The sequence below is a fragment of the Paenisporosarcina antarctica genome (assembly GCF_004367585.1).
Lineage (GTDB): Bacteria > Bacillota > Bacilli > Bacillales_A > Planococcaceae > Paenisporosarcina > Paenisporosarcina antarctica.
In genome coordinates this window covers 3,588,307-3,607,040 of sequence record NZ_CP038015.1, presented here as the reverse complement: position 1 = coordinate 3,607,040, position 18,734 = coordinate 3,588,307, and the positions used below count along the sequence as shown (strand labels likewise).

Annotated in this window: 18 protein-coding genes and 2 pseudogenes; 11 read left to right on the top strand and 9 right to left on the bottom strand. The window is 37.1% G+C overall.

Going from position 1 to position 18,734, the window contains the following annotated elements; all coding sequences use genetic code 11:
• Positions 1-9: 9 nt before the first annotated feature.
• The 5 genes and pseudogenes from E2636_RS17110 (at position 10) to E2636_RS17090 (ending at position 5,574) form a co-directional block, all read left to right on the top strand.
• On the top strand, positions 10-1,497 hold the full coding sequence (locus E2636_RS17110) for a glutamate synthase subunit beta (RefSeq protein ID WP_134211423.1): 1,488 nt from the start codon (positions 10-12) through the stop codon (positions 1,495-1,497).
• A gap of 392 nt (positions 1,498-1,889) precedes the next feature.
• Positions 1,890-2,075 carry an aspartyl-phosphate phosphatase Spo0E family protein gene (locus tag E2636_RS17105; RefSeq protein ID WP_134211421.1) on the top strand — a complete coding sequence of 62 codons (186 nt, stop codon included), beginning with the start codon at positions 1,890-1,892 and terminating at the stop codon, positions 2,073-2,075.
• Positions 2,076-3,527: 1,452 nt separating this feature from the next.
• Positions 3,528-3,960, top strand: a pseudogene (locus E2636_RS17100) (SMI1/KNR4 family protein).
• Between the two features lie 89 nt (positions 3,961-4,049).
• Positions 4,050-5,042 carry a bile acid:sodium symporter family protein gene (locus E2636_RS17095; protein WP_134211419.1) on the top strand — a complete coding sequence of 331 codons (993 nt, stop codon included), beginning with the start codon at positions 4,050-4,052 and terminating at the stop codon, positions 5,040-5,042.
• Between the two features lie 163 nt (positions 5,043-5,205).
• Positions 5,206-5,574, top strand: a complete 369-nt coding sequence (locus E2636_RS17090; RefSeq protein WP_134211417.1) for a hypothetical protein — start codon at positions 5,206-5,208, stop codon at positions 5,572-5,574.
• Positions 5,575-5,646: 72 nt separating this feature from the next.
• On the opposite strand, the gene E2636_RS17085 is transcribed toward E2636_RS17090, so the two are convergent.
• From E2636_RS17085 to E2636_RS17075, 3 genes and pseudogenes are all read right to left on the bottom strand, one after another.
• The gene (locus tag E2636_RS17085) at positions 5,647-6,861 is read right to left on the bottom strand and encodes an MFS transporter (RefSeq protein WP_134211415.1); all 1,215 of its coding nucleotides are present in this window, start codon (positions 6,859-6,861) and stop codon (positions 5,647-5,649) included.
• A 183-nt stretch (positions 6,862-7,044) separates the two neighbouring features.
• On the bottom strand, positions 7,045-7,806 hold the full coding sequence (locus tag E2636_RS17080; RefSeq protein ID WP_166669570.1) for an HIRAN domain-containing protein: 762 nt from the start codon (positions 7,804-7,806) through the stop codon (positions 7,045-7,047).
• 385 nt (positions 7,807-8,191) lie between these two features.
• Positions 8,192-8,377 (bottom strand): annotated as a pseudogene (locus E2636_RS17075) (potassium:proton antiporter); the annotation flags it as partial.
• A gap of 233 nt (positions 8,378-8,610) precedes the next feature.
• On the opposite strand from E2636_RS17075, the gene E2636_RS17070 reads away from it, so the two are divergent.
• Positions 8,611-8,814 (top strand): aspartyl-phosphate phosphatase Spo0E family protein, encoded by a 204-nt coding sequence (locus E2636_RS17070; RefSeq protein ID WP_134211411.1) that lies wholly within the window; start codon positions 8,611-8,613, stop codon positions 8,812-8,814.
• Between the two features lie 179 nt (positions 8,815-8,993).
• On the opposite strand, the gene E2636_RS17065 is transcribed toward E2636_RS17070, so the two are convergent.
• The 3 genes from E2636_RS17065 to E2636_RS17055 form a co-directional block, all read right to left on the bottom strand.
• Positions 8,994-9,797, bottom strand: a complete 804-nt coding sequence (locus E2636_RS17065) for a CPBP family intramembrane glutamic endopeptidase (protein WP_134211854.1) — start codon at positions 9,795-9,797, stop codon at positions 8,994-8,996.
• Positions 9,798-9,927: 130 nt separating this feature from the next.
• Complete coding sequence (locus E2636_RS17060; protein ID WP_134211409.1) at positions 9,928-10,584, bottom strand: hypothetical protein; 657 nt, start codon at positions 10,582-10,584, stop codon at positions 9,928-9,930.
• A 59-nt stretch (positions 10,585-10,643) separates the two neighbouring features.
• Complete coding sequence (locus E2636_RS17055) at positions 10,644-10,895, bottom strand: hypothetical protein (RefSeq protein WP_134211407.1); 252 nt, start codon at positions 10,893-10,895, stop codon at positions 10,644-10,646.
• 243 nt (positions 10,896-11,138) lie between these two features.
• On the opposite strand from E2636_RS17055, the gene E2636_RS17050 reads away from it, so the two are divergent.
• On the top strand, positions 11,139-12,206 hold the full coding sequence (locus E2636_RS17050) for an ABC transporter permease (protein ID WP_134211405.1): 1,068 nt from the start codon (positions 11,139-11,141) through the stop codon (positions 12,204-12,206).
• Between the two features lie 3 nt (positions 12,207-12,209).
• On the top strand, positions 12,210-12,896 hold the full coding sequence (locus tag E2636_RS17045; RefSeq protein ID WP_134211403.1) for an ABC transporter ATP-binding protein: 687 nt from the start codon (positions 12,210-12,212) through the stop codon (positions 12,894-12,896).
• A 176-nt stretch (positions 12,897-13,072) separates the two neighbouring features.
• Here E2636_RS17045 and E2636_RS17040 read toward each other — a convergent pair whose 3' ends face one another.
• From E2636_RS17040 to E2636_RS17035, 3 genes are all read right to left on the bottom strand, one after another.
• Entirely contained in the window at positions 13,073-13,639 is a 567-nt protein-coding gene (locus tag E2636_RS17040; protein ID WP_279587129.1) for a hypothetical protein, read from the bottom strand.
• Between the two features lie 5 nt (positions 13,640-13,644).
• On the bottom strand, positions 13,645-13,887 hold the full coding sequence (locus E2636_RS19150) for a hypothetical protein (RefSeq protein WP_166669569.1): 243 nt from the start codon (positions 13,885-13,887) through the stop codon (positions 13,645-13,647).
• 82 nt (positions 13,888-13,969) lie between these two features.
• Entirely contained in the window at positions 13,970-14,728 is a 759-nt protein-coding gene (locus E2636_RS17035) for an SDR family oxidoreductase (protein ID WP_134211398.1), read from the bottom strand.
• A 146-nt stretch (positions 14,729-14,874) separates the two neighbouring features.
• On the opposite strand from E2636_RS17035, the gene E2636_RS17030 reads away from it, so the two are divergent.
• The 3 genes from E2636_RS17030 (at position 14,875) to E2636_RS17020 (ending at position 18,381) form a co-directional block, all read left to right on the top strand.
• Positions 14,875-15,429 carry a TetR/AcrR family transcriptional regulator gene (locus E2636_RS17030; RefSeq protein ID WP_243840692.1) on the top strand — a complete coding sequence of 185 codons (555 nt, stop codon included), beginning with the start codon at positions 14,875-14,877 and terminating at the stop codon, positions 15,427-15,429.
• Between the two features lie 230 nt (positions 15,430-15,659).
• Complete coding sequence (locus tag E2636_RS17025; protein WP_134211396.1) at positions 15,660-16,274, top strand: TetR/AcrR family transcriptional regulator; 615 nt, start codon at positions 15,660-15,662, stop codon at positions 16,272-16,274.
• 655 nt (positions 16,275-16,929) lie between these two features.
• Positions 16,930-18,381: an MDR family MFS transporter gene (locus E2636_RS17020; protein ID WP_134211394.1), complete on the top strand. Its 1,452-nt coding sequence runs from the start codon at positions 16,930-16,932 to the stop codon at positions 18,379-18,381.
• Positions 18,382-18,734: the final 353 nt, after the last annotated feature.

The following is an 18,734-nucleotide window of genomic DNA, read 5'->3' as shown; positions in this document are numbered from 1 at the left end:
AGGGGTCTGATGGGCAAGCCGACTGGGTTTATGGAGTATGAACGTCAAGCGCAGCGTGAACGCGATCCACTTGATCGAACAAAAGATTGGAACGAGTACACGGAAAAGATGTCAGAAGAAGAAATCCAACAACAAGGGGCGCGCTGCATGGATTGCGGCGTTCCGACTTGCCATACAGGAATCGAACTTGAAGGTGTGACAACAGGTTGCCCAGTTTATCATCTGATACCTGAGTGGAATGACCTCGTCTATCAAGGTCAATGGAAAGAAGCATTAAAACGAGAGCATGAAATGAATAACTTCCCTGAATTTACAGGTGTAGCTTGTCCTGCACCATGTGAAGGTGCATGTGTGCTTGGTATTAACGAGCCTCCTGTTGCTATCCGTACGGTTGAACGAGCAATTATTGAAAAAGGCTTTGAAGAAGGCTGGGTCGTACCTGAGCCTCCCGAGAAACGTACAGGTAAAAAAGTTGCGGTGATTGGGTCAGGACCAGCAGGACTCGCAGCAGCAGCTCAGCTCAATAAAGCAGGGCACTTAGTGACGGTATTTGAGCGCAGCGATCGTGTTGGTGGGCTTCTGACGTACGGTATTCCTGAAATGAAGCTACCATACGAGATGGTAATGCGCCGTGTGAACATACTTGAACAAGAGGGGATTACCTTCGTTACAAACACAGAAGTTGGCAAGAACTACTCTGTTGGAAAACTTAAAACAGAGTTTGATGCAACCATTTTATGTGGTGGTGCAACGGTTCATCGGGACGTTCAAGTGGAAGGTCGCGAATTAACAGGCGTTCATTACGCTATGGATTTCCTTCATGCCAACACGAAAAGTTTGCTTGATTCAAACCTTAAGGATGGTATGTTCCTCCCTGCTAAAGGGAAAGATGTCATTGTTATTGGCGGTGGTGACACTGGAACAGACTGTCTAGCTACAGCTGTAAGACATGACTGTAAGAGCTTAACTCAGTTTGATATTTACGATAAAAAAGGAGCCATTCGTGATGAGCGAGGCAACCCTTGGCCACAATATCCTGTGGTACATCGTATTGAATATGGTCAAAAAGAAGCGGCGAGTAAGTTTGGTGAAGACCCACGAGCTTATGCTGTTCAAACTACAAAATTTGTTGGTGATGACAATGGTCAAGTAAAAGAAGTGCACACGATTAATGTCAAACTTCGAATTGATGAAGAAGGCAATCGTATCCGTGAAGAAATTCCTGGTACAGAGAAAGTATGGCCAGCAGACCTTGTGTTGCTAGCTATTGGTTTTAGTGGACCAGAACAAGGACTTCTTCAGCAGCTAAATGTAGAAACAAACGAAAATTCAACTGTTAAAGCAGAATACGGCAAGTATGCAACGAATGTTGAAAGCATCTTTACAGCAGGGGACATGCGTCGTGGACAAAGTTTAATCGTATGGGCAATCAACGAAGGACGTGAGGTAGCGAGAGAATGTGATCGTTACTTGATGGGCGCTACGGTATTGCCATAAATAAGTGAGTTATGATAAGCAATCTTGTTAGTCAGTGTAAAGCTGGTTAACGAGGTTGTTTTTTTGTTGAGGAAAAAATTGTGAGAGTGCTCTTGAAAAGTAGAATTTAATATATTTAACAACTTTTACACTATAATCCTTTATAATATTTACAACACTATATATTGTGTTGTAAAAATAATTGCATACTATATATTGATTTAAATGAATTGATATTATATACTTAAAAAAGTGGTATATATGGTAATAAAGACCTTGTAAAAACTTGTATTTAAATTTTAAATATTCTATCTATAAGTTTATACATGATGACCCTATTGCTACTGAAGCTTATTTCAACTTTTTATTTAGACCATGCATCTAGAAATCGATATGGACGGGGGAAGGCAATAATGAAAGTTAAAACAATGGGTAAAAAAACACTGACATTGAAGCAAATAAATAGTAAAAAAAGAGAAATGTATAATATGGCAAAACATTATGGCCTGGTACATCCCTCTGTTGTGGCATGCAGTCAAGAGTTGGATAGGTTATTGAATAAGTATCAAGGGATTCATCAATACGATCACGTCGTTTAATGTTTCATCAATATAAACAACGCTTCTGCGCTACAAGGTTCAGATTGAAAGATTCTAGCGGATGCGCGGTATAGGGTTTACTCCTTTTTATTAGGCAATCTTACGGAGGTGTGCGTCCGCCACTCGCAGTTCTTTTAGCTTGGGATACTAGAGAATAAACGCTCACTGCAAAAAGACAATCTTAAAGAGAGCTGTATCCACTAGGGTTTCCGGATCGCTCTGGACTGCACATCCGCTGCAATCATAACCTAGAGAATAAGAGCGAAGATAGAAGTGACGTTGTCACTTCTATCTTCGCTCGTTTTTATAGGCAATCCTGCGGCGTGTGTGCGTCCGTCGCTCTCCTACAACCTTAACGTGCACAGTTCTTTGATTTTGGATTACTAGAGAATAGACACTCACTGCAAAAAGACAATCGGCCGAAGATACAATTTCGGCCTCTATTTGCATTCTTTAAACTATTTGCAATTCATACCCACAGTCATGGATGATTGTGGGTTCAACCATACTATCCCTTTTCTAGGTAAGGGTGAGACACCAATGTTCTTATAGTGGTGATTAATAACGTTAGTTTGAGCGATAAACAATGCCAGTATGACAAATTAATATATTTCAATCTAGAAAGACCATCAAAAATAGTCTCAAGGAACAGGTGACTCGTTATTGATGCGGAGTTGAGTGTTTTCTCTTGCTTTTAGAGCGATGATTGGAGAGCCTTATCAGCTAGGGTTTCCGGATCGCTTTGGACTGCACATCCGCTGCAATCATAACCTAGAGAATAAGAGCGAAGATAGAAGTGACGTTGTCACTTCTATCTTCGCTCGTTTTTATAGGCAATCTTACGGAGGGTGTGCGTCCGCAGCTCTTCTACAACCTTAATGTGCACAGTTCTTTGATTTTGGGTTACTAGAGAATAGATACTTACTGCAACTGCAAAAAGACAATCGGCCGAAGATACAATTTCGGCCTTTATTTGCATTCTTTATACTATCTGCTATCCCGTAAACCCACAGTCAGGAAGATTGTGTTCAACCATACTATCCCTTTCCTGGGTAGGGGTAAGACACCTATTTCCTATATTTGTAGACTTCAACGGCAAGTGAATTCAGACAGGAGTGCAGTTGAAAATAGAACTGCAAGCTGTATCAACTAAGGCTTTCGGGTCGCTATTATTCTATCTTTCCAACAGATAATCAAGCGGCGGCTGCGCGTCCGCCGCTTGATTACAAGCATTAAATGCACAGTTTTTTAGTTTGTAGGAAAAGTTTGGCTGAAGGTGCGGACACTTAATCGTTAGAGCAAGCCTTTCCCCTATGTAAATAATGAGTCTGGGTATTTATGTTAAAATAAATATAAGATTGTGAAGGTTTTTACTTCAACGTGCCGGTTAGTTGAGGAAGGCAATGCTATTTAAAAGTTATTTTTTTAAACTAATAGTGTGGGTGTTGTTTAATGAAAGATGTAAGAAAACTAATTCATACAAGGAAAACAGGTGTTGATGAATTAGACATAAAGGCAGCAGAAGATAAGCTAGTTGCAGTTTTCCCAGAACAATATAAAGAATTTTTCATGTTGGTTAATAATGCGGAAATAGGTGAATGGATACTTCATCCTATCAAAGATCATAGAAATCCTAAAAAGACTTGGGATGATATTGTTAGACAAAACACCTGAAGTCAGAGAAGAAGATATGTCGAAAGACCTTATTGTAATCGGTGATGATAGTTCGGGAGATAAATTATGTTTTAAAGTCAATAACGGAGTTATGGGGAATGAAATTTATCTTTGGTATCACGAAGAAGCAGAGCTGGAAGAATATGCACCTAATTTAAAAGATTTTATTCTAATCTCAGAAGAATTGACCGAAGATGATTATGCGGATTAATAACTCTATCTTCAACGACAAACAGTCTGTAGTTGATGGTTGTTTTATAACAAAGAAGGCTAGTATTGATCTCAGAAGGGGGTAGAGGCATGAGAATTTTAGTTGATATGATTTCTAGAAGACTGCCACTACTCATAGTTTTAGTGGCAATTTTTACATTTCTTTCACCTGTTTATTGGAAGGTGGCACCATGGGTTCCAAGCCTACTCTTAGGGGTAGTCATATTTTTCGCGGGTCTCTCAATGAATATTTCTGCAATTAAAGGAATTCGTGCAAAAAAGAAAGAACTATTTTTAGCTGTTCTATTAAAATGGACACTAACCGTTTTCGTATCGATTGGGTTAGCTTATGGATTCTTTTCTTCTAAGCCAGAAATTGCAGCTGGTATTATTTTAGCAGGAACAGTTCCGAGTGGTACAGCAGCAACATTGTATACGTTTTTGGCAGGAGGTAACGCATCGCTAGTAATCGCTGCATCATTACTAGATATTGCCATCAGTCCAATTGTCACACCTATTGCTATGCTCGGACTTTCCGGAAGTCAAATATCGTTATCTTTCTTTAAGTTACTTCAATCATTTTTCTTCATTGTTTTTCTACCTTTAGGGATAGGACTTGTTATTCAGCGTCTACTCCCACAATTAGCATCTCATTCTAGATTAATTACAAGGTTCGGATCTTCCGTTGCCTTATTATTAATCATCCATACAATAGTAGGTCATGGTTCAAAAGCAATAAGCCTAGAGCTTGATATCTTGCCACTTATAGTGGTTGTAACCTTTATTCAAGTTGTATTACCGATGGTAGCTGCTTATTTTATTGCAAAAAAGCTTTCCATTGGGGAGGAGGATGCTCGTGCTCTTCTTTTTCAAGTAGGGTTATGTAACTCTGCGCTTGCTGCTATATTAGCATTTGAATTTATCGGGGAACTTGCAGCGATTGGTCCGATGGTTAACATGATTATTAATCTATCTGTAGGCTCGATGATTGCAAATCATTTCGTGAAATCGGATAAAATTACATTAAAAAAGCCTTCGATCACACAGCGTTTTGAGTTTACTTCAGGGAAGAATGTACGTTAACTACATAAAAGAAACAGAAGCAAGCAACTTCAAGCATTTTTTCCTTCTATAAAGTATTGGGTAGACTTTTACGTTCTATCTTTAATTATGGTTGATAGGTATAATCTGAGGTTTCTATTTACATACTTGGAATATCAATAACTTTGATTGAGGAGGAGTATTTGTGAATAAAGTAGAGTTTAAAAAGAGTTTTGATATTGGGTATGAAGAAATTGTATTTTCAGCGAACAATGATGAAACGAAAATTAGGATAAAAAATAATTACTCTGTGCCTTCTTCAATGGTGAGTTCCAGTATTGTTAAAATATCCGGAAAATTATATGAAGAAAAAAAGTGGGGATTCATATTCTCTGAATTAATCGAAATCGAGTCTGACATTAACGAAATGGTTAATATTGAATTGGGTCGGATTATGGTAGATGAAGAGTTTTTTGAAGAAGAAGAATTTCTAAATCACTTAATATTCCAAGCTACCAATAAAATTAGGAATTCAGATTATTTTACAGTTCTAAAAAAAATGACTGCTGTTTAAATCTCTTAATGGCAAATAAACATGAAGAAACCGCCTAGACATTGCCTGGCGGTTATTCTTTATGTAAATAGGCTACAAGGAAGCCTTTGAACCACGTGCATGTCGAACATACACGATGAAAAATAAAGCGGCGCTGAGTAAGCGTAGACTAGAGTTGAAATACATAGCCAATTCTACTCCCCATGAATTTAATAACCAGATGCCAATTTGCGGAGCCAGGAAAGCCGCGAACGCGAGTAGTACATTGTAGGTCGTAATACAATAAGTGCGTGTAGCTTTAGGTGATTTTTCGAGCAATAAATTAAACAAGATTAACAATACGCCGGACAAGAAAAATCCGGACATCGTTTGTACGAGTGTTAAATAATACAAGTTCGTCGACAATACCGTTAAAAATGGGGTGCTAGCCATACCGAGCGCTGCCCATACAAAAACGCGTATATTCGATTTTCGTTCAGCCCATTTTTTCCAAAGAGGGAACGTTAATATTTGCATCAACATATTGCCAACCGAAAACATGCTAATCCAAAAGATGGTCGCTCCAACGATGCGCACATGGTAAATATTAAAAATCCCCCACGCCATTTGCCATGTGAAGTTGAAGAAAACGGCAGCAACTAAAAACCAGACATAGCCGGAATTTTGAAAAATGGACCAATCCATCAATTTCTTTCTTACCAAAGGTCCTTCTATATGAGCAGGATCTTCTTTATGTTTCATTAACAAAAAAGCTTCTAGGAGACCAAAACCAAATGCGATGGCAAATAAAATTTGATACGCAGTTACACTATCGGAAGAGTCTCTCATCACAATCCCAACAGTCAGTGTAGATACAAGTCCAACAATCGTCAGCAAGCGGTTACGGTCACTGAAAAATTGTCCGCGCCTGGATTCACTGATCATCCCGCTAATAAGGGTTTGCCAGCCGATGGTAGCGACAGTATTCGGTATACTCATGAGGGCAATGATGACCAGGAAAACCCATGCTTGAATCGATTCAGAAGGCAAATACACGAGTACGACAATGAGCATAAACATTAAACGTGATAACAGGATGGCCATGGCTACGAGTTTCTTGTGTTCATGCGCTCGGTTCAGTAGGATTGCAGCTGGAATGGTCATAAGCAACGCCATGAGAGGGGGGAGGGAGCTTATTAATCCCACCTGATAATTAGTGGCACTTAAAATCGTAATCGCAAAAATGGGAAAGAAATTATTCGAAAAGTTCAAAGCAATGGTCGATGCCATGCCATTATAAATACTGATTTTTTCATTATATGGTCGCATATTATTCTCCACGTTAATTCTACATATTGTTGATATGCTTTGAATTATATACTTGTTAAAAAAGAAAACAAGTCCTTTGTGACACGAAATTTATAGATAATAGTAGAGTTGTCAGACACTTTAGTGAATAAGAAAAATAATCCCACTATCTAAATTGAGATAGTGGGATTATTAAAATTTACATTATGCAGAGTTCTGTATCAATCCGTTCAATTGTGTTTTGTTAACAAAATCGATTTGATCATCAATTAAATCTGCTTTAATTGATAAACTAACCCACCACTGAGGAGCGGATTGGGGACGAATGTCGGTAATGGATATTCTCAAAAGTATGTTTTGTTGAATTAAAGATTTAATTGCCTCTGCATAAACGCCTGGAACATAGCCTAGGTGAAGGCCACTTTCATTTTCAATTCGTATAGCATGAGGGTCTTTGTGATTTTTTTCTTCTATAATAAAGCGTAAGTTTTTATCTTTTTGTATTAATAATGGCCAAGTAGATGGAAGTTCTCGATGACGCATGCCATTTATATAAAAACCTGTCTTTAAATGCCGATCTTCATAAAGTCGAATAGGTTGTTCAAAACTATAATTATCACCCGCTAACATACCTCGCGTTTCTCGTAAGATATCCATAAGGTCTGCCTGTTCTGAAAGGCCTAGATTTTTTATGATTTCTTTAAAATCAACTCGATCCGAAGAGGGAATGCGTCGATCAAATGCTGAAAATAAATTAGTGGACGTGTATTCAATCTCCAACTCAGGAAAAGCGGGATGTAATCGATAACCATTTCTTCTCGCTTCACCAACATTACGATGCGCATCTTGATGATGAGTGTACTGAAATGTGTACACTTCGCCATAAAAAAAAAGCGTACCAACATGATAATAAAGCAAATTTGTTTTGCTTTGCCATAATACTAAGAGAGATTTTATTTCATCCATTCTAAGCATTCTCCTCTCGAATTGAATCAATAACTTTATTTATTCTAAATTTTATAAATAACTCCAGAAATTCTTTACGCACGTTTGAAATTAGAGGTTCATTTCATTTGGAAATCTGGAATTTAGTAAAGCTAAAACGTCATTTACTTTGATGGGGGGTTGGCCCCTGGTTCACCATGTTGAGCATTATATTGTTTAACGAAATGAACCATTAAACATCCTCTTTTGCCATTACGAATGGCAATTTCAGCATCTATGGTATTAATATCTTCAAGATTGAAATGGCTAAAATGATTCCAAAAAAGGCAGCAAAAAGAACGTTCACAATAGAATTATTAGGATGTATTGTTGTTTTGTTTTTATTGTGCTACCTCGGTCTTGAATTTGTTTCAAGTGCTATTGATTTATATACCATCCCACCAAGAATACCGGCAATTTGCCGTGCCTCTGAATCATTAAATGTCACACTTGAAATACTTTCTTCATAGTCGTCATCCTTGTAGTGATGTACTTCACGACGTCCATCATCATGAATAATTATCACCACTTTGTCTTTATGATTAGTAATCATCTCAAATTTCTTTCCAATTCCCGGTTAGTCACCTTGGCGAATATTCATCATTTATCTTCCTGCTTGTATGTAATATATATCTAATTATATCTCATAAATGTGACAAATTTATTAACATTTAGTTTTGAGTCAAGCTTCGACATTTTTCACATCACATCTATTATATGATATGAATATAGTTTTTAAACTATAAAAAAATCAAAATAAACTTAACATTGGAGGAAAGTTAAACGATGATAATAGTGTTAACTAAGCTTGTATTGCTAGGGAAAATAAATATAAAGAAGAGGGAAATGTACAGTAAAGCCAAACAACATGACTTAACAAATCCTCATGTAGTAAATTGCAGTCAAGAACTAGATATCTTATTAAATAAATACCAAGAAATACAGCGTATTCAAGATAAGTGCTATAACTTATATAGATCTTCTTATTAATTTCGCATTTTAGTAGTATTCAATCTTAGAAATGTTTGAAAGACTTTTTCCTTTGTTCAATTGTATATTCTTTAAGTACAGAATACTTCTGAGCCCAGAGCACCTAGTTCATCATTCAACCTTTTAGTTCGGGCTTCTCTTTTTTATTTATCATTGTAACCTCTTCTGAATCTTCGTAATTAGAAACTAATTTCATCTACATGTATCTTACGTCTCAATCCCCTAGCTAAGCGCACGACTACCCATGTCATTAAAATGGAACTAACCACAAGCATAATCATATTTGGCCATGCATTTGCGTATAGTTCGGAGCTTTGGTAAACGACCCACTGTGGCCAAGTTGGTGCTACATACATCCATATGACAGCTGTTGAATTATTGAGGATATGCATGATGATCGGAATCAATAAATTACTAGTCTTCAAATATAAGAGGGAAGCGACGACACCGAATACGAAAGCACCGATAATATCTGCGTGCAAAATGCCGAAAAGTAAACTGGAAATGACGATCCCGCCCCACATAGACGTCTTCTTCATCAAACGTTTTAATAAAACTCCACGAAAAATAAATTCCTCTGAAATGGGACCTATAATAGCGATAATAAGTATGGATACTATCAAGTATATTGGGTTTTCAGGCATCGGAAACGGCTGTAAGAGAAATTCAACAAACCCAGGAAAGATAGGGTATAAGGCTATCAATTGTAACCAAAACATACTAAGTGAAAATACGATTGATATCCCGACAATTCCTAGTAACCACGGAAGCCATGCCATTGACCTTTGTGTGAATACTACTTCACGCACCGACCGACCTTGTTTGCGGAAATGATAACGAAAGAATACAACAGGTGCCGCTATATACAAAATCAATGAAAAGGCTGCGCCAACGAAATCCTCTGTATATGGAAGAAAGATTCCTCCAATACCAAATATAATCAGTAATAATAGTGTTAACCCAAATAAGTGGCGTATTTTCATTGCTTCAAACAATAGATCACTCCTGTCTAGATCTTATTAAGAGAGTACCACTAAGTGGCTTTTATTGAGTTCGCTCACAAAGTAACAACCTTGGCAAGACCATTTCGATGAATTAAAAGAAGATACCTTTCTATAAGTATCTAACCTTCTTCCCTTGTCTAATTTGAATATTTACTAATGAAAAGATGCCGTTTGTATATGCATTCAGGTTGGAAATGTCAATTTCGGTATTAAAATGTACTGTTCTTGTTTCTTTTCCTGATAATGAAACCTTATATGGAGAGCCTTCATTCATGAGTGAAATCATTGAATCCGATTCAAAATCCTCTTTATTATAAAACGTAACATCAAAATGTACATCGTCATTACTATAATTTCTAAAGGTTAGTTCACAAACACCTGCCATCGTCTTGTCATCCACCCTATCAAATTCGCAATTACTAGAATCCTGCTCATATTTAACGGCATATATGCCCGAAGCAAAGGTAGTTTGATAAGATTCGACAATCACAAGAGGCAATAAACTATAAACGACTAACGCAAGAATAACGAGGCGAACTCGATACTTCTCTAACGAAGTAGCGAGGAAATAAATGCCGATAATCAATAATACCAGCGAAAAAATGCCTAAATAGTGCAAACCACTTGAAGAACTGATTGAAATATTCATGATCCCAAAGTTAGCTTCAGCAAAAGGTTTCACATGCGGAAAAGGAAAGTTCAATATCATCACCAAAATAAAAATCCCAATAGCTATATAGAGTTTTTTTAAGTTACGCACTATCATTGAAATCCTCCTAATTATCTCTTTTAAAAATCACAAACCGTCGTGATTAAAGTCTATTTCTATTGTTTTAAACGCTCTTTCTCAGCTAAATCATATTTATAACGCATGACCCATTTGGGAGCATGTTCAAATAAGAAATAAACAGTCATGTAAATACATGCAAATATAAATAATTCAATTAATAATTTGGCTAAGTTTATCACAGTGAGTTCACTAAAAATTTTGTAGTGGAAGAACTCCATATGTAGAAACGTTAAATTGCTTAATGTATATGTGATTATAAAAGAGAAAAACAGCTTCCAAAAGCCCATCAAATTTCACCACCTTAATACATTTTCAAATGGGGTGTCCTATGTTCAACTAATATATACTTACTAAGAAAACACCAATAAAGTTTCATTTATTGTAAAAAAGAGGAAAATAAAATCTTCGTACACGATTTGACTTCATTTCCGACACATCCGTCAGGCAAATCATTTGAAGTTCTAATAATTTATTAACATACTAATAGAAATACGATTATTTACGATAATTAATGACTGGGATGTGAAACGATGTTTTTGGCGTGGAATGAAATTATGAAAAATAAATTACGTTTTATCTTGATTACGGGGGTCCTGATGCTCGTTTCGTATTTGGTATTCTTCCTGTCGGGTCTTGCAAGTGGCCTAGAGAACCTCAACCGAGAAGCTGTAGACAAATGGGATGCGACAGCTATCGTGGTAACGGAAGAAGCTGATAAGAGTATGCCTCAGTCGTCTATGACACTAGGAGATTTAGACGATATTGAAGCAGATGATATCGCAGTCATTGGGCAACTGAATGCCATTGCTACAAATGGAGATAAGAAAGCCAATGTATCCATTTTCGGTATTAAAAAAGAAGAATTCATTATGCCGGAAGTGTCGGAAGGTGAAGAGTTTGCAGCTGACAATGAAGTCGTTGCAAGTGATGCCTTGAAAGATGACGGCTTTAAACTTGGAGACGAGTTGAAATTATCTTCAACAGAGGAAACGCTGACAATCGTTGGATTTACGGAAGGTGCAAGATTTAATGCGGCTCCAGTGCTATATGGAGACTTAGCGTCGTTTCAACGAGTGAAGTTTGGTGAAGCGGCAGGCGAGAATGAAGATCAGATTAATGGTGTCGTGTTACGGACAGATAATCTATCGAATGTAACAAATAGTGAATCGCTTGAAGTGGTAGAAATGGAAGAGTTCATTACTAGCTTGCCTGGATACACGGAGCAAAGTTTAACCTTGTCATTCATGATCTATTTCTTATTTGTTATTTCATCTGTCATTGTAGCTATTTTCTTGTATGTATTAACGGTACAAAAAATCAGCATGTTTGGTGTCATGAAAGCACAGGGAATCTCGAACGGCTACTTATCACGATCAGTTATTGCCCAAACCTTTATTTTGGCAGTCATTGGTGTAGCAGTAGGGTTTGCATTGGCACTCATTACAGGAGCATTCCTACCAGCAGCGGTACCGGTATCCTTTGATATTACCGCTTTAATAATTTATGGTCTTGTGTTGATTGCCGTAGCTATAATGGGCGCTGTGTTTTCTGTATGGACCATAGTGAAAATCGATCCGTTGAAAGCGATTGGGGGATAAATCATGGCTACTTTAGAATTGAATCAAGTCACGAAGTCATTTGGTACTGGCCACAAAAAAGTAGATGCAATGAAAGAAACACAATTTCAAGCTGAAAAAGGCGAACTAATTGCAGTTATTGGTCCATCTGGTTCAGGGAAAAGTACATTCCTGACGATTGCGGGCGGTCTACAAACTCCAACTGATGGGGAGGTTATTATTAATAACCAAAATATCACGAAGTTAAGTGAAAAAAAACGCTCGAAAATCAGGCTGCAAGAAATTGGCTTCATTTTGCAAGCGGCTAATCTCGTGCCATTCCTGACGGTAGATAACCAAATGAAATTGCTCGACAAAGTGAAAAAAGACAATATGACTAAAGAACAACTCGAACAACTTTACGACAACTTGGGAATCAGCGATCTTCGACATAAGTACCCAGCCGATTTGTCTGGCGGGGAACGTCAACGTGCTGCAATAGCAAAAGCGCTCTACAGCAATCCGTCCATTTTACTTGCAGATGAGCCAACTGCGTCACTCGACTCGGACCGTGCATATGAAGTGATGGAACTGCTAAAAACAGAAACAAAAAGTAAAAATACGACTACTATTGTTGTGACACATGATATACGACTAATTAGTTATTGCGACAAGGTGTATAAAATGACTGATGGCGTATTGGTTTTGGAAGAAAAAGTGGTCAGTGAGTAGGCAAGAAGATAAGTAATTTTACAAAACCTAGCGAATGTAATAAACCATCCCTAGCACAGCGTAGAGCTATGTGGGGATGGTTTATTTTGGTTTACTAGCTCGATAGTTCATTAAAAATGGGGAAACGAAAGAAATAGAAGTCTTTTTTACCTAATTGTTGTACATTGTTGAATTTCTTATGGCTTCTTCTTAAGTCGTTTGATATTGACTACAGCAACAGCCAATAACAATACCACGATTAGTGAAGTACTATATAGTAGATAATTATTTGTTGAGTCTTCATCACCTTCATTAACGTCTAAGTCGATGGATACTTGTTCAGTAGGTTTTTCTCCTATACCTAATTCAATTAAATCCTCTTCAGCTAATGATAAAAGGGAAGTTTTTGAACAGTAACTCGCTTTAATGGTGCCATCAATTTCTTGTGCATACACTAAATATTCATTGTTTAAACTAAATTCATAGCCACAACTTGCTTCACTTCTTTCCGTATAAACCACAATTTGTGTTTGATTGACACCTTTCCAAGATTCATCCACATCAAATAGAACAGAAATGGGGTCATTAGAAGATTGCAGGGACGCACTTTTATTTTTATCAACAATTTCAATAACTTCTCCAGAGAAAACGGCCGAACTACGATCCAATTCATCTTTCACAGAATTAGCCTCAACACATGAACAAGCATAACTAGTAGTAGGTGAATAATTTAAAAGGGAAATAAAAAAGATCACCAAGATCATGAATTTCACTGTAGTGTTTTTTGAATTTGATATTTCCAAATTAATCCTCCTTTTATACTTTTAGACGATTGTATGTGATGGCAAGTTACAATACATGTAAAAGATACTTTTAAATTAGTACGAATAGAAGGAAATGTAGTAATTGAATAAGTATGTGATTTTAAAGAACCATCCACCGCATAGCGTTGAGCCATGCGGGGAATGGTTTTTTCAGTTATATAAAAAGGAAGATTTCTATTTTTTTCCATTCCGTTCTCAAAATTAAACACCTCCAAGAATGAGGATGTTCTCTCATTTCGAAGGTGTTTAATAACGATAATTAGCTGAAAATTAGTAAGCTGTCCATCCGCCATCAATGCCGACAACTTGACCATTCACAAAGCTTGCTTCGTCCGAGCCTAAGAAGATGGCTAATTTCGCGATTTCTTCAGGCTGTCCGGCACGAGGATTTAAAGCCATTCCTAAAGACTGTCTTGAAGCGCCTAACTGATTGATATTAGTCATAGAGCTGGCGATGTTCGTAATAACTGCTCCGGGTGCAATGCCGTTGCAACGGATGTTTTTATCTGCGTACATAAATGCAGTGTTTTTTGTCAAACCGACTACCGCATGTTTAGATGCGGTGTAAGCAGCCCCTGCGCGAGCCCCATATAAACCACCAGCAGATATGTTATTAACAATTACACCGTGCCCTTGTTTAATGAAAATGGGAATAGCTAAACGCATCGCCCGCATAACAGCAGTTGTATTGACGGCAAACACAAGATCCCAACGCTCATCTGAAATGTCCCCAACAGGCTCCATCCCATCCATAATTCCTGCATTATTTACTAGAATATCGAGCTTGCCAAAAGCTTTCTTCGTTTCATCAAATAGATGTTGTAAATCGTCTAATGAAGTAACGTTAGTTTGAATGGCAAAAGCCTCGGCACCTGTAGCATTAATTGCTTCAGCTACGGCATTAGCTCCTTCTAAATTTAAATCTGAAACTACTACTTTTGCACCTTCACTAGCATATTCTTCGGCAATTGCTTTGCCCATTCCTGATGCTGCTCCTGTAATAATCGCTACTTTGCCTTCTAATCTCATTGATTACGACCTCCTATTTTTTATTCAACAGTTGTATAATAAAAAGTATAATACAAATATGAAAACGCTTACAATAATCAAAAAAACGAAAAGTGTTCAATAAAGTACAGAATCTTAAAATCTGTTGTTTAAGAGGTGAAATAAAAGTGAAAATTGATTTGCGAGTAGTTAAAACAAAAGTGGCTTTACAGGAAGCTTTGCTCATGTTGTTAAAAGAAAAGACACTAAATTCGATTACCGTGACTGAAATTTGTCAAATGGCACAAGTAAATCGGGGAACCTTCTATGCGCATTATGGGCAAATAGAGAATCTGTTTGAGGAATATTTCAAGGAAATCATGAAAGATTTAATAATTTCTTATCAAGAACCTTACAAACATGTGCGGATCTTAATTACGAGTGAGTTAAATCCAGCCACCATTCGCATTTTCCATCATATTGAAAAGTACAAGAAATTTTACCGTATTGTATTCTCGAAAAATGCGCCTATATCCTATTACTACTTGTTATTTGATCAGATTGACGAATTGTTAAAAAAAGATTTGGAACACAATGGTGAAAAAGAAATCGAGATCGCAATACTAAGTGCTTACCAAGCGAATGCTATTCTTGGAATGGTGATTGAATGGTATAAACAAGATTTCCAACAAAGCTCAGATTATTTGAACCAACAGCTTGTTCTTATATTAAATGTTAAGTAAACGAGACTTTGTAGTGTTTTTGACCACTTTTTATTGAACCCTTATGTAACTTATAAAATAGCGATAATAAAAAGAGAAAAGTCAAATGGCTTTTCTCTTTTTCTATGGTGAAAAATTCAAGTATGACAAGGTGTCACATTTTATTTGCATTGTGACACCTTGTCATATATAATGAATTCTTGTCCAAATATGACAGGGTGTCACATTGAATCTAGATAGGAGTGAAAAGATTGCCTAAACCAACCTTCATTAAATTACCCATAGATAAAAAGGAAACATTAATACGTGCAGCTATTAAGGAATTTTCAAGGGCTCCATTATTTGAAGCTTCCATTTCCAATATTATTAAAGAGGCTGGAATTCCGAGGGGAAGCTTTTATCAATATTTTGAAGATAAAGAGGACCTATATTACTATTTGCTTGATGACTCCTCAAAACGGCTAAATAAGAGATTTATTGCGATATTAATCAAACATAATGGAGATTTAATGGAAACATTTATTGAATCCTTCGAGATGATGCTGATTAACTTGGAAAGCATAGAATCCCGCCAATTTTTCAGAAATGCCTTTTTGAATATGAATTATAAATCGGAAAACACATTGACTCCTGGGGTAAGTGAGGAGCAATTAAATACTCGATTGGCAGAGGTTGTGGCATTGGTCGATCGCAAAAAATTGAATATCACGGATGAAATGGAACTGATTCATGTTCTGAAAATCATGAAAGCCATCACAATCCAAAATCTGATTCAAGTATTCGCAAAAGACTTGTCCATCGATGAATCCTTAAAAAACTATACACTCGAAGTTAATTTGCTTAAAAAGGGACTAAGTAAAGAGTAAGTGGTCAAACCAATTACACTATAACCTGAAGAATAAGCAGCCTTCTATTTAAATCTACTGATTTCTGTTGCAACGTACTTTCATGTTTCGAAGCTAGCGTAGCGATGCAGCTCACTTTCATGTTTCGAAGCTAGCAAAGCGATGCAGAAACAGAAACAGGCGGACGCTTTCCGCGGGCGGTCCGCGAGCCTCCGCGGGCCAACAGGATGTTGGTCACGAAGGCATTGCCACACGAGGTGGCATACTTAGCCTTCGTTCCATTTCGCTCCTGTGGAGTCTCACCAGGACTCACTTTTCCCGCTGGAGTCGCCGCCTTTCACTACAATCATTCACTTGTTTAAAAATCAACATTGTTAACCATATAAGTTATAAAAATAAAAAATCGTCCTATCTTGTAAAAGGAAAGTACCCGCACCCATATTTAGATAGGCCGAAGCGTGAAGAATGAGACCAACAAGTATGTGGTTTTCATACTTGTTGGCTCATACGGAACGTGTGGCAGCGCAAATGTACGATAATGAAAAATAAATCATACGTTCATAATTTGTTGAACTACCTTGTCCTGTTTTTCTTAAAAAAATCACCAGAAAGTAGTTAACATAGCCATTTACAAAAAAATTACAAGAATAACAAAAATAGTTGGAGGAATACAAGAATGACAGAACAGAAGAAACCACCTTATGGCATTGTAGCCATTTTATTTACAGGGGCGTTTGTGACGATATTTACGCAGACTTTATTGAACATCGCATTGCCTTCTATTATGACAGATTTAAAAATAGAAGCTGCCACAGCACAATGGCTCATAACGGGATATATGCTCGTGAACGGCATATTAATACCAGCTAGTGCCTATTTTATTCAACGCTATTCGAACCGAGCCATTTTCATCTTGGCCATGTCGTTATTTGTCCTAGGTACATTGATTGCTGGTTTAGCTCCGACTTTTGGTGTGCTTCTTGCAGCTAGAATGATTCAAGCATCTGGTTCAGCACTTATGATGCCGCTCTTGATGAACGTGATCTTAGTAGCATTCCCTATAGAGCGACGTGGCTCAGCAATGGGAATTTTCGGTCTTGTGATGATTGTTGCACCAGCAATTGGTCCGACACTTTCGGGCTATATTGTTGAACATTATTCATGGAGAGTTTTGTTTTTAGTCATCCTTCCACTTGCTTTGATCCCACTAGCATTAGGGATTTTCAAATTAAAGAATTTAACATTCCAAAACAAAGAATTGACATTGGATAAAATGTCTCTAGTTTTTTCAAGTCTTGGTTTTGGAGGGATTCTCTATGGGTTTAGTGCTGCCGGGCAAAATGGATGGAGTGACCTATATGTATTAGGGACAATAACTATTGGTGTGGTGTCGCTAGTAACATTCATTTTCCGCCAATTTAAATTGAAAGATCCATTACTCGAATTTCGGATTTACAAATATCCAATGTTTGCTTTGTCATCCGCTATTTCAATCGCAGTATCTATTTCGATGTTTTCTGGCATGATTATTATGCCAATATATGTGCAGACGATTAAAGGGATATCACCAGTAGATTCAGGTTTACTGATGCTTCCAGGAGCACTTTTAATGGGCTTTATGTCACCAGTCACTGGTAAGTTGTTCGATAAATACGGGGCCAAAATACTCGCGATTTCGGGGATGTCGATTATAGTAATTTCTACCTATTTCTTCAGTGATTTAAGTACGGAAACGACGTATCTACAAATCATGGCCATTTATACAATTCGCATGTTAGGAATTTCAATGGTAATGATGCCGGTCATGACGAATGGCTTGAATACGTTGCCAATAAAAGCTTATCCACATGGGACAGCTATGAACAATACGCTACAGCAAGTTTCAGGTGCTATCGGATCTGCACTGCTCATCACAGTCATGAATACGCGTACGACTGCTGTTGCAAAAGACTTAGCTATAAGCGGGGCAGACCCTTCTAGTATTATGAAGAATTCAATGATGGAAGGAATCAATTACACCTTCTTCATATCAACGTTTATTGCAGCAATTGCATTACTGCTAACCTTCTTCATTAAAAAGCCAAAAAGACCGGAAACTGAGGAAGAGAAAGATATCGTCGATAAATAGGTGCCCTTTCAAAAATAATAAACTAAGGCTGGACCGAATTCGGTTCAGCCTTTTTGATTGTGTGTTTAATGAGAATATTAGGTATTTATGAGCATCTTTTAAAGTAGTGCCAATATACTAATATATGTTATATTTAATATATTGAATGTTTAGTATGATTAGTGAAATTAGAAAGTTAAATTCGTATGTAAACTGAATTAAATTTTAAGTTTATATTAAAAACAGTAGGATTTAAGCTTATGAAAAAAGGTCATTAAGACATGTTTGTAAATCAATTTTGCTGGTAATAGAATTAATATGTTCATAAGTTTCAACGTTAGGGCTCGCTCCACATTCCAATATCAGACGTCGCA

Excerpts from the sequence above, each read along its gene's own strand:
- E2636_RS17110 (WP_134211423.1), top strand. The coding sequence starts at position 10 with ATGGGCAAGCCGACTGGGTTTATGGAGTATGAACGTCAAGCGCAGCGT.
- E2636_RS17105 (WP_134211421.1), top strand. The coding sequence starts at position 1,890 with ATGAAAGTTAAAACAATGGGTAAAAAAACACTGACATTGAAGCAAATA.
- E2636_RS17095 (WP_134211419.1), top strand. The coding sequence starts at position 4,050 with ATGAGAATTTTAGTTGATATGATTTCTAGAAGACTGCCACTACTCATA.
- E2636_RS17085 (WP_134211415.1), bottom strand. The coding sequence starts at position 6,861 with ATGCGACCATATAATGAAAAAATCAGTATTTATAATGGCATGGCATCG.
- E2636_RS17080 (WP_166669570.1), bottom strand. The coding sequence starts at position 7,806 with ATGGATGAAATAAAATCTCTCTTAGTATTATGGCAAAGCAAAACAAAT.
- E2636_RS17070 (WP_134211411.1), top strand. The coding sequence starts at position 8,611 with ATGATAATAGTGTTAACTAAGCTTGTATTGCTAGGGAAAATAAATATA.
- E2636_RS17065 (WP_134211854.1), bottom strand. The coding sequence starts at position 9,797 with ATGAAAATACGCCACTTATTTGGGTTAACACTATTATTACTGATTATA.
- E2636_RS17060 (WP_134211409.1), bottom strand. The coding sequence starts at position 10,584 with ATGATAGTGCGTAACTTAAAAAAACTCTATATAGCTATTGGGATTTTT.
- E2636_RS17055 (WP_134211407.1), bottom strand. The coding sequence starts at position 10,895 with ATGGGCTTTTGGAAGCTGTTTTTCTCTTTTATAATCACATATACATTA.
- E2636_RS17050 (WP_134211405.1), top strand. The coding sequence starts at position 11,139 with ATGTTTTTGGCGTGGAATGAAATTATGAAAAATAAATTACGTTTTATC.
- E2636_RS17045 (WP_134211403.1), top strand. The coding sequence starts at position 12,210 with ATGGCTACTTTAGAATTGAATCAAGTCACGAAGTCATTTGGTACTGGC.
- E2636_RS17040 (WP_279587129.1), bottom strand. The coding sequence starts at position 13,639 with ATGATCTTGGTGATCTTTTTTATTTCCCTTTTAAATTATTCACCTACT.
- E2636_RS19150 (WP_166669569.1), bottom strand. The coding sequence starts at position 13,887 with ATGGAAAAAAATAGAAATCTTCCTTTTTATATAACTGAAAAAACCATT.
- E2636_RS17035 (WP_134211398.1), bottom strand. The coding sequence starts at position 14,728 with ATGAGATTAGAAGGCAAAGTAGCGATTATTACAGGAGCAGCATCAGGA.
- E2636_RS17020 (WP_134211394.1), top strand. The coding sequence starts at position 16,930 with ATGACAGAACAGAAGAAACCACCTTATGGCATTGTAGCCATTTTATTT.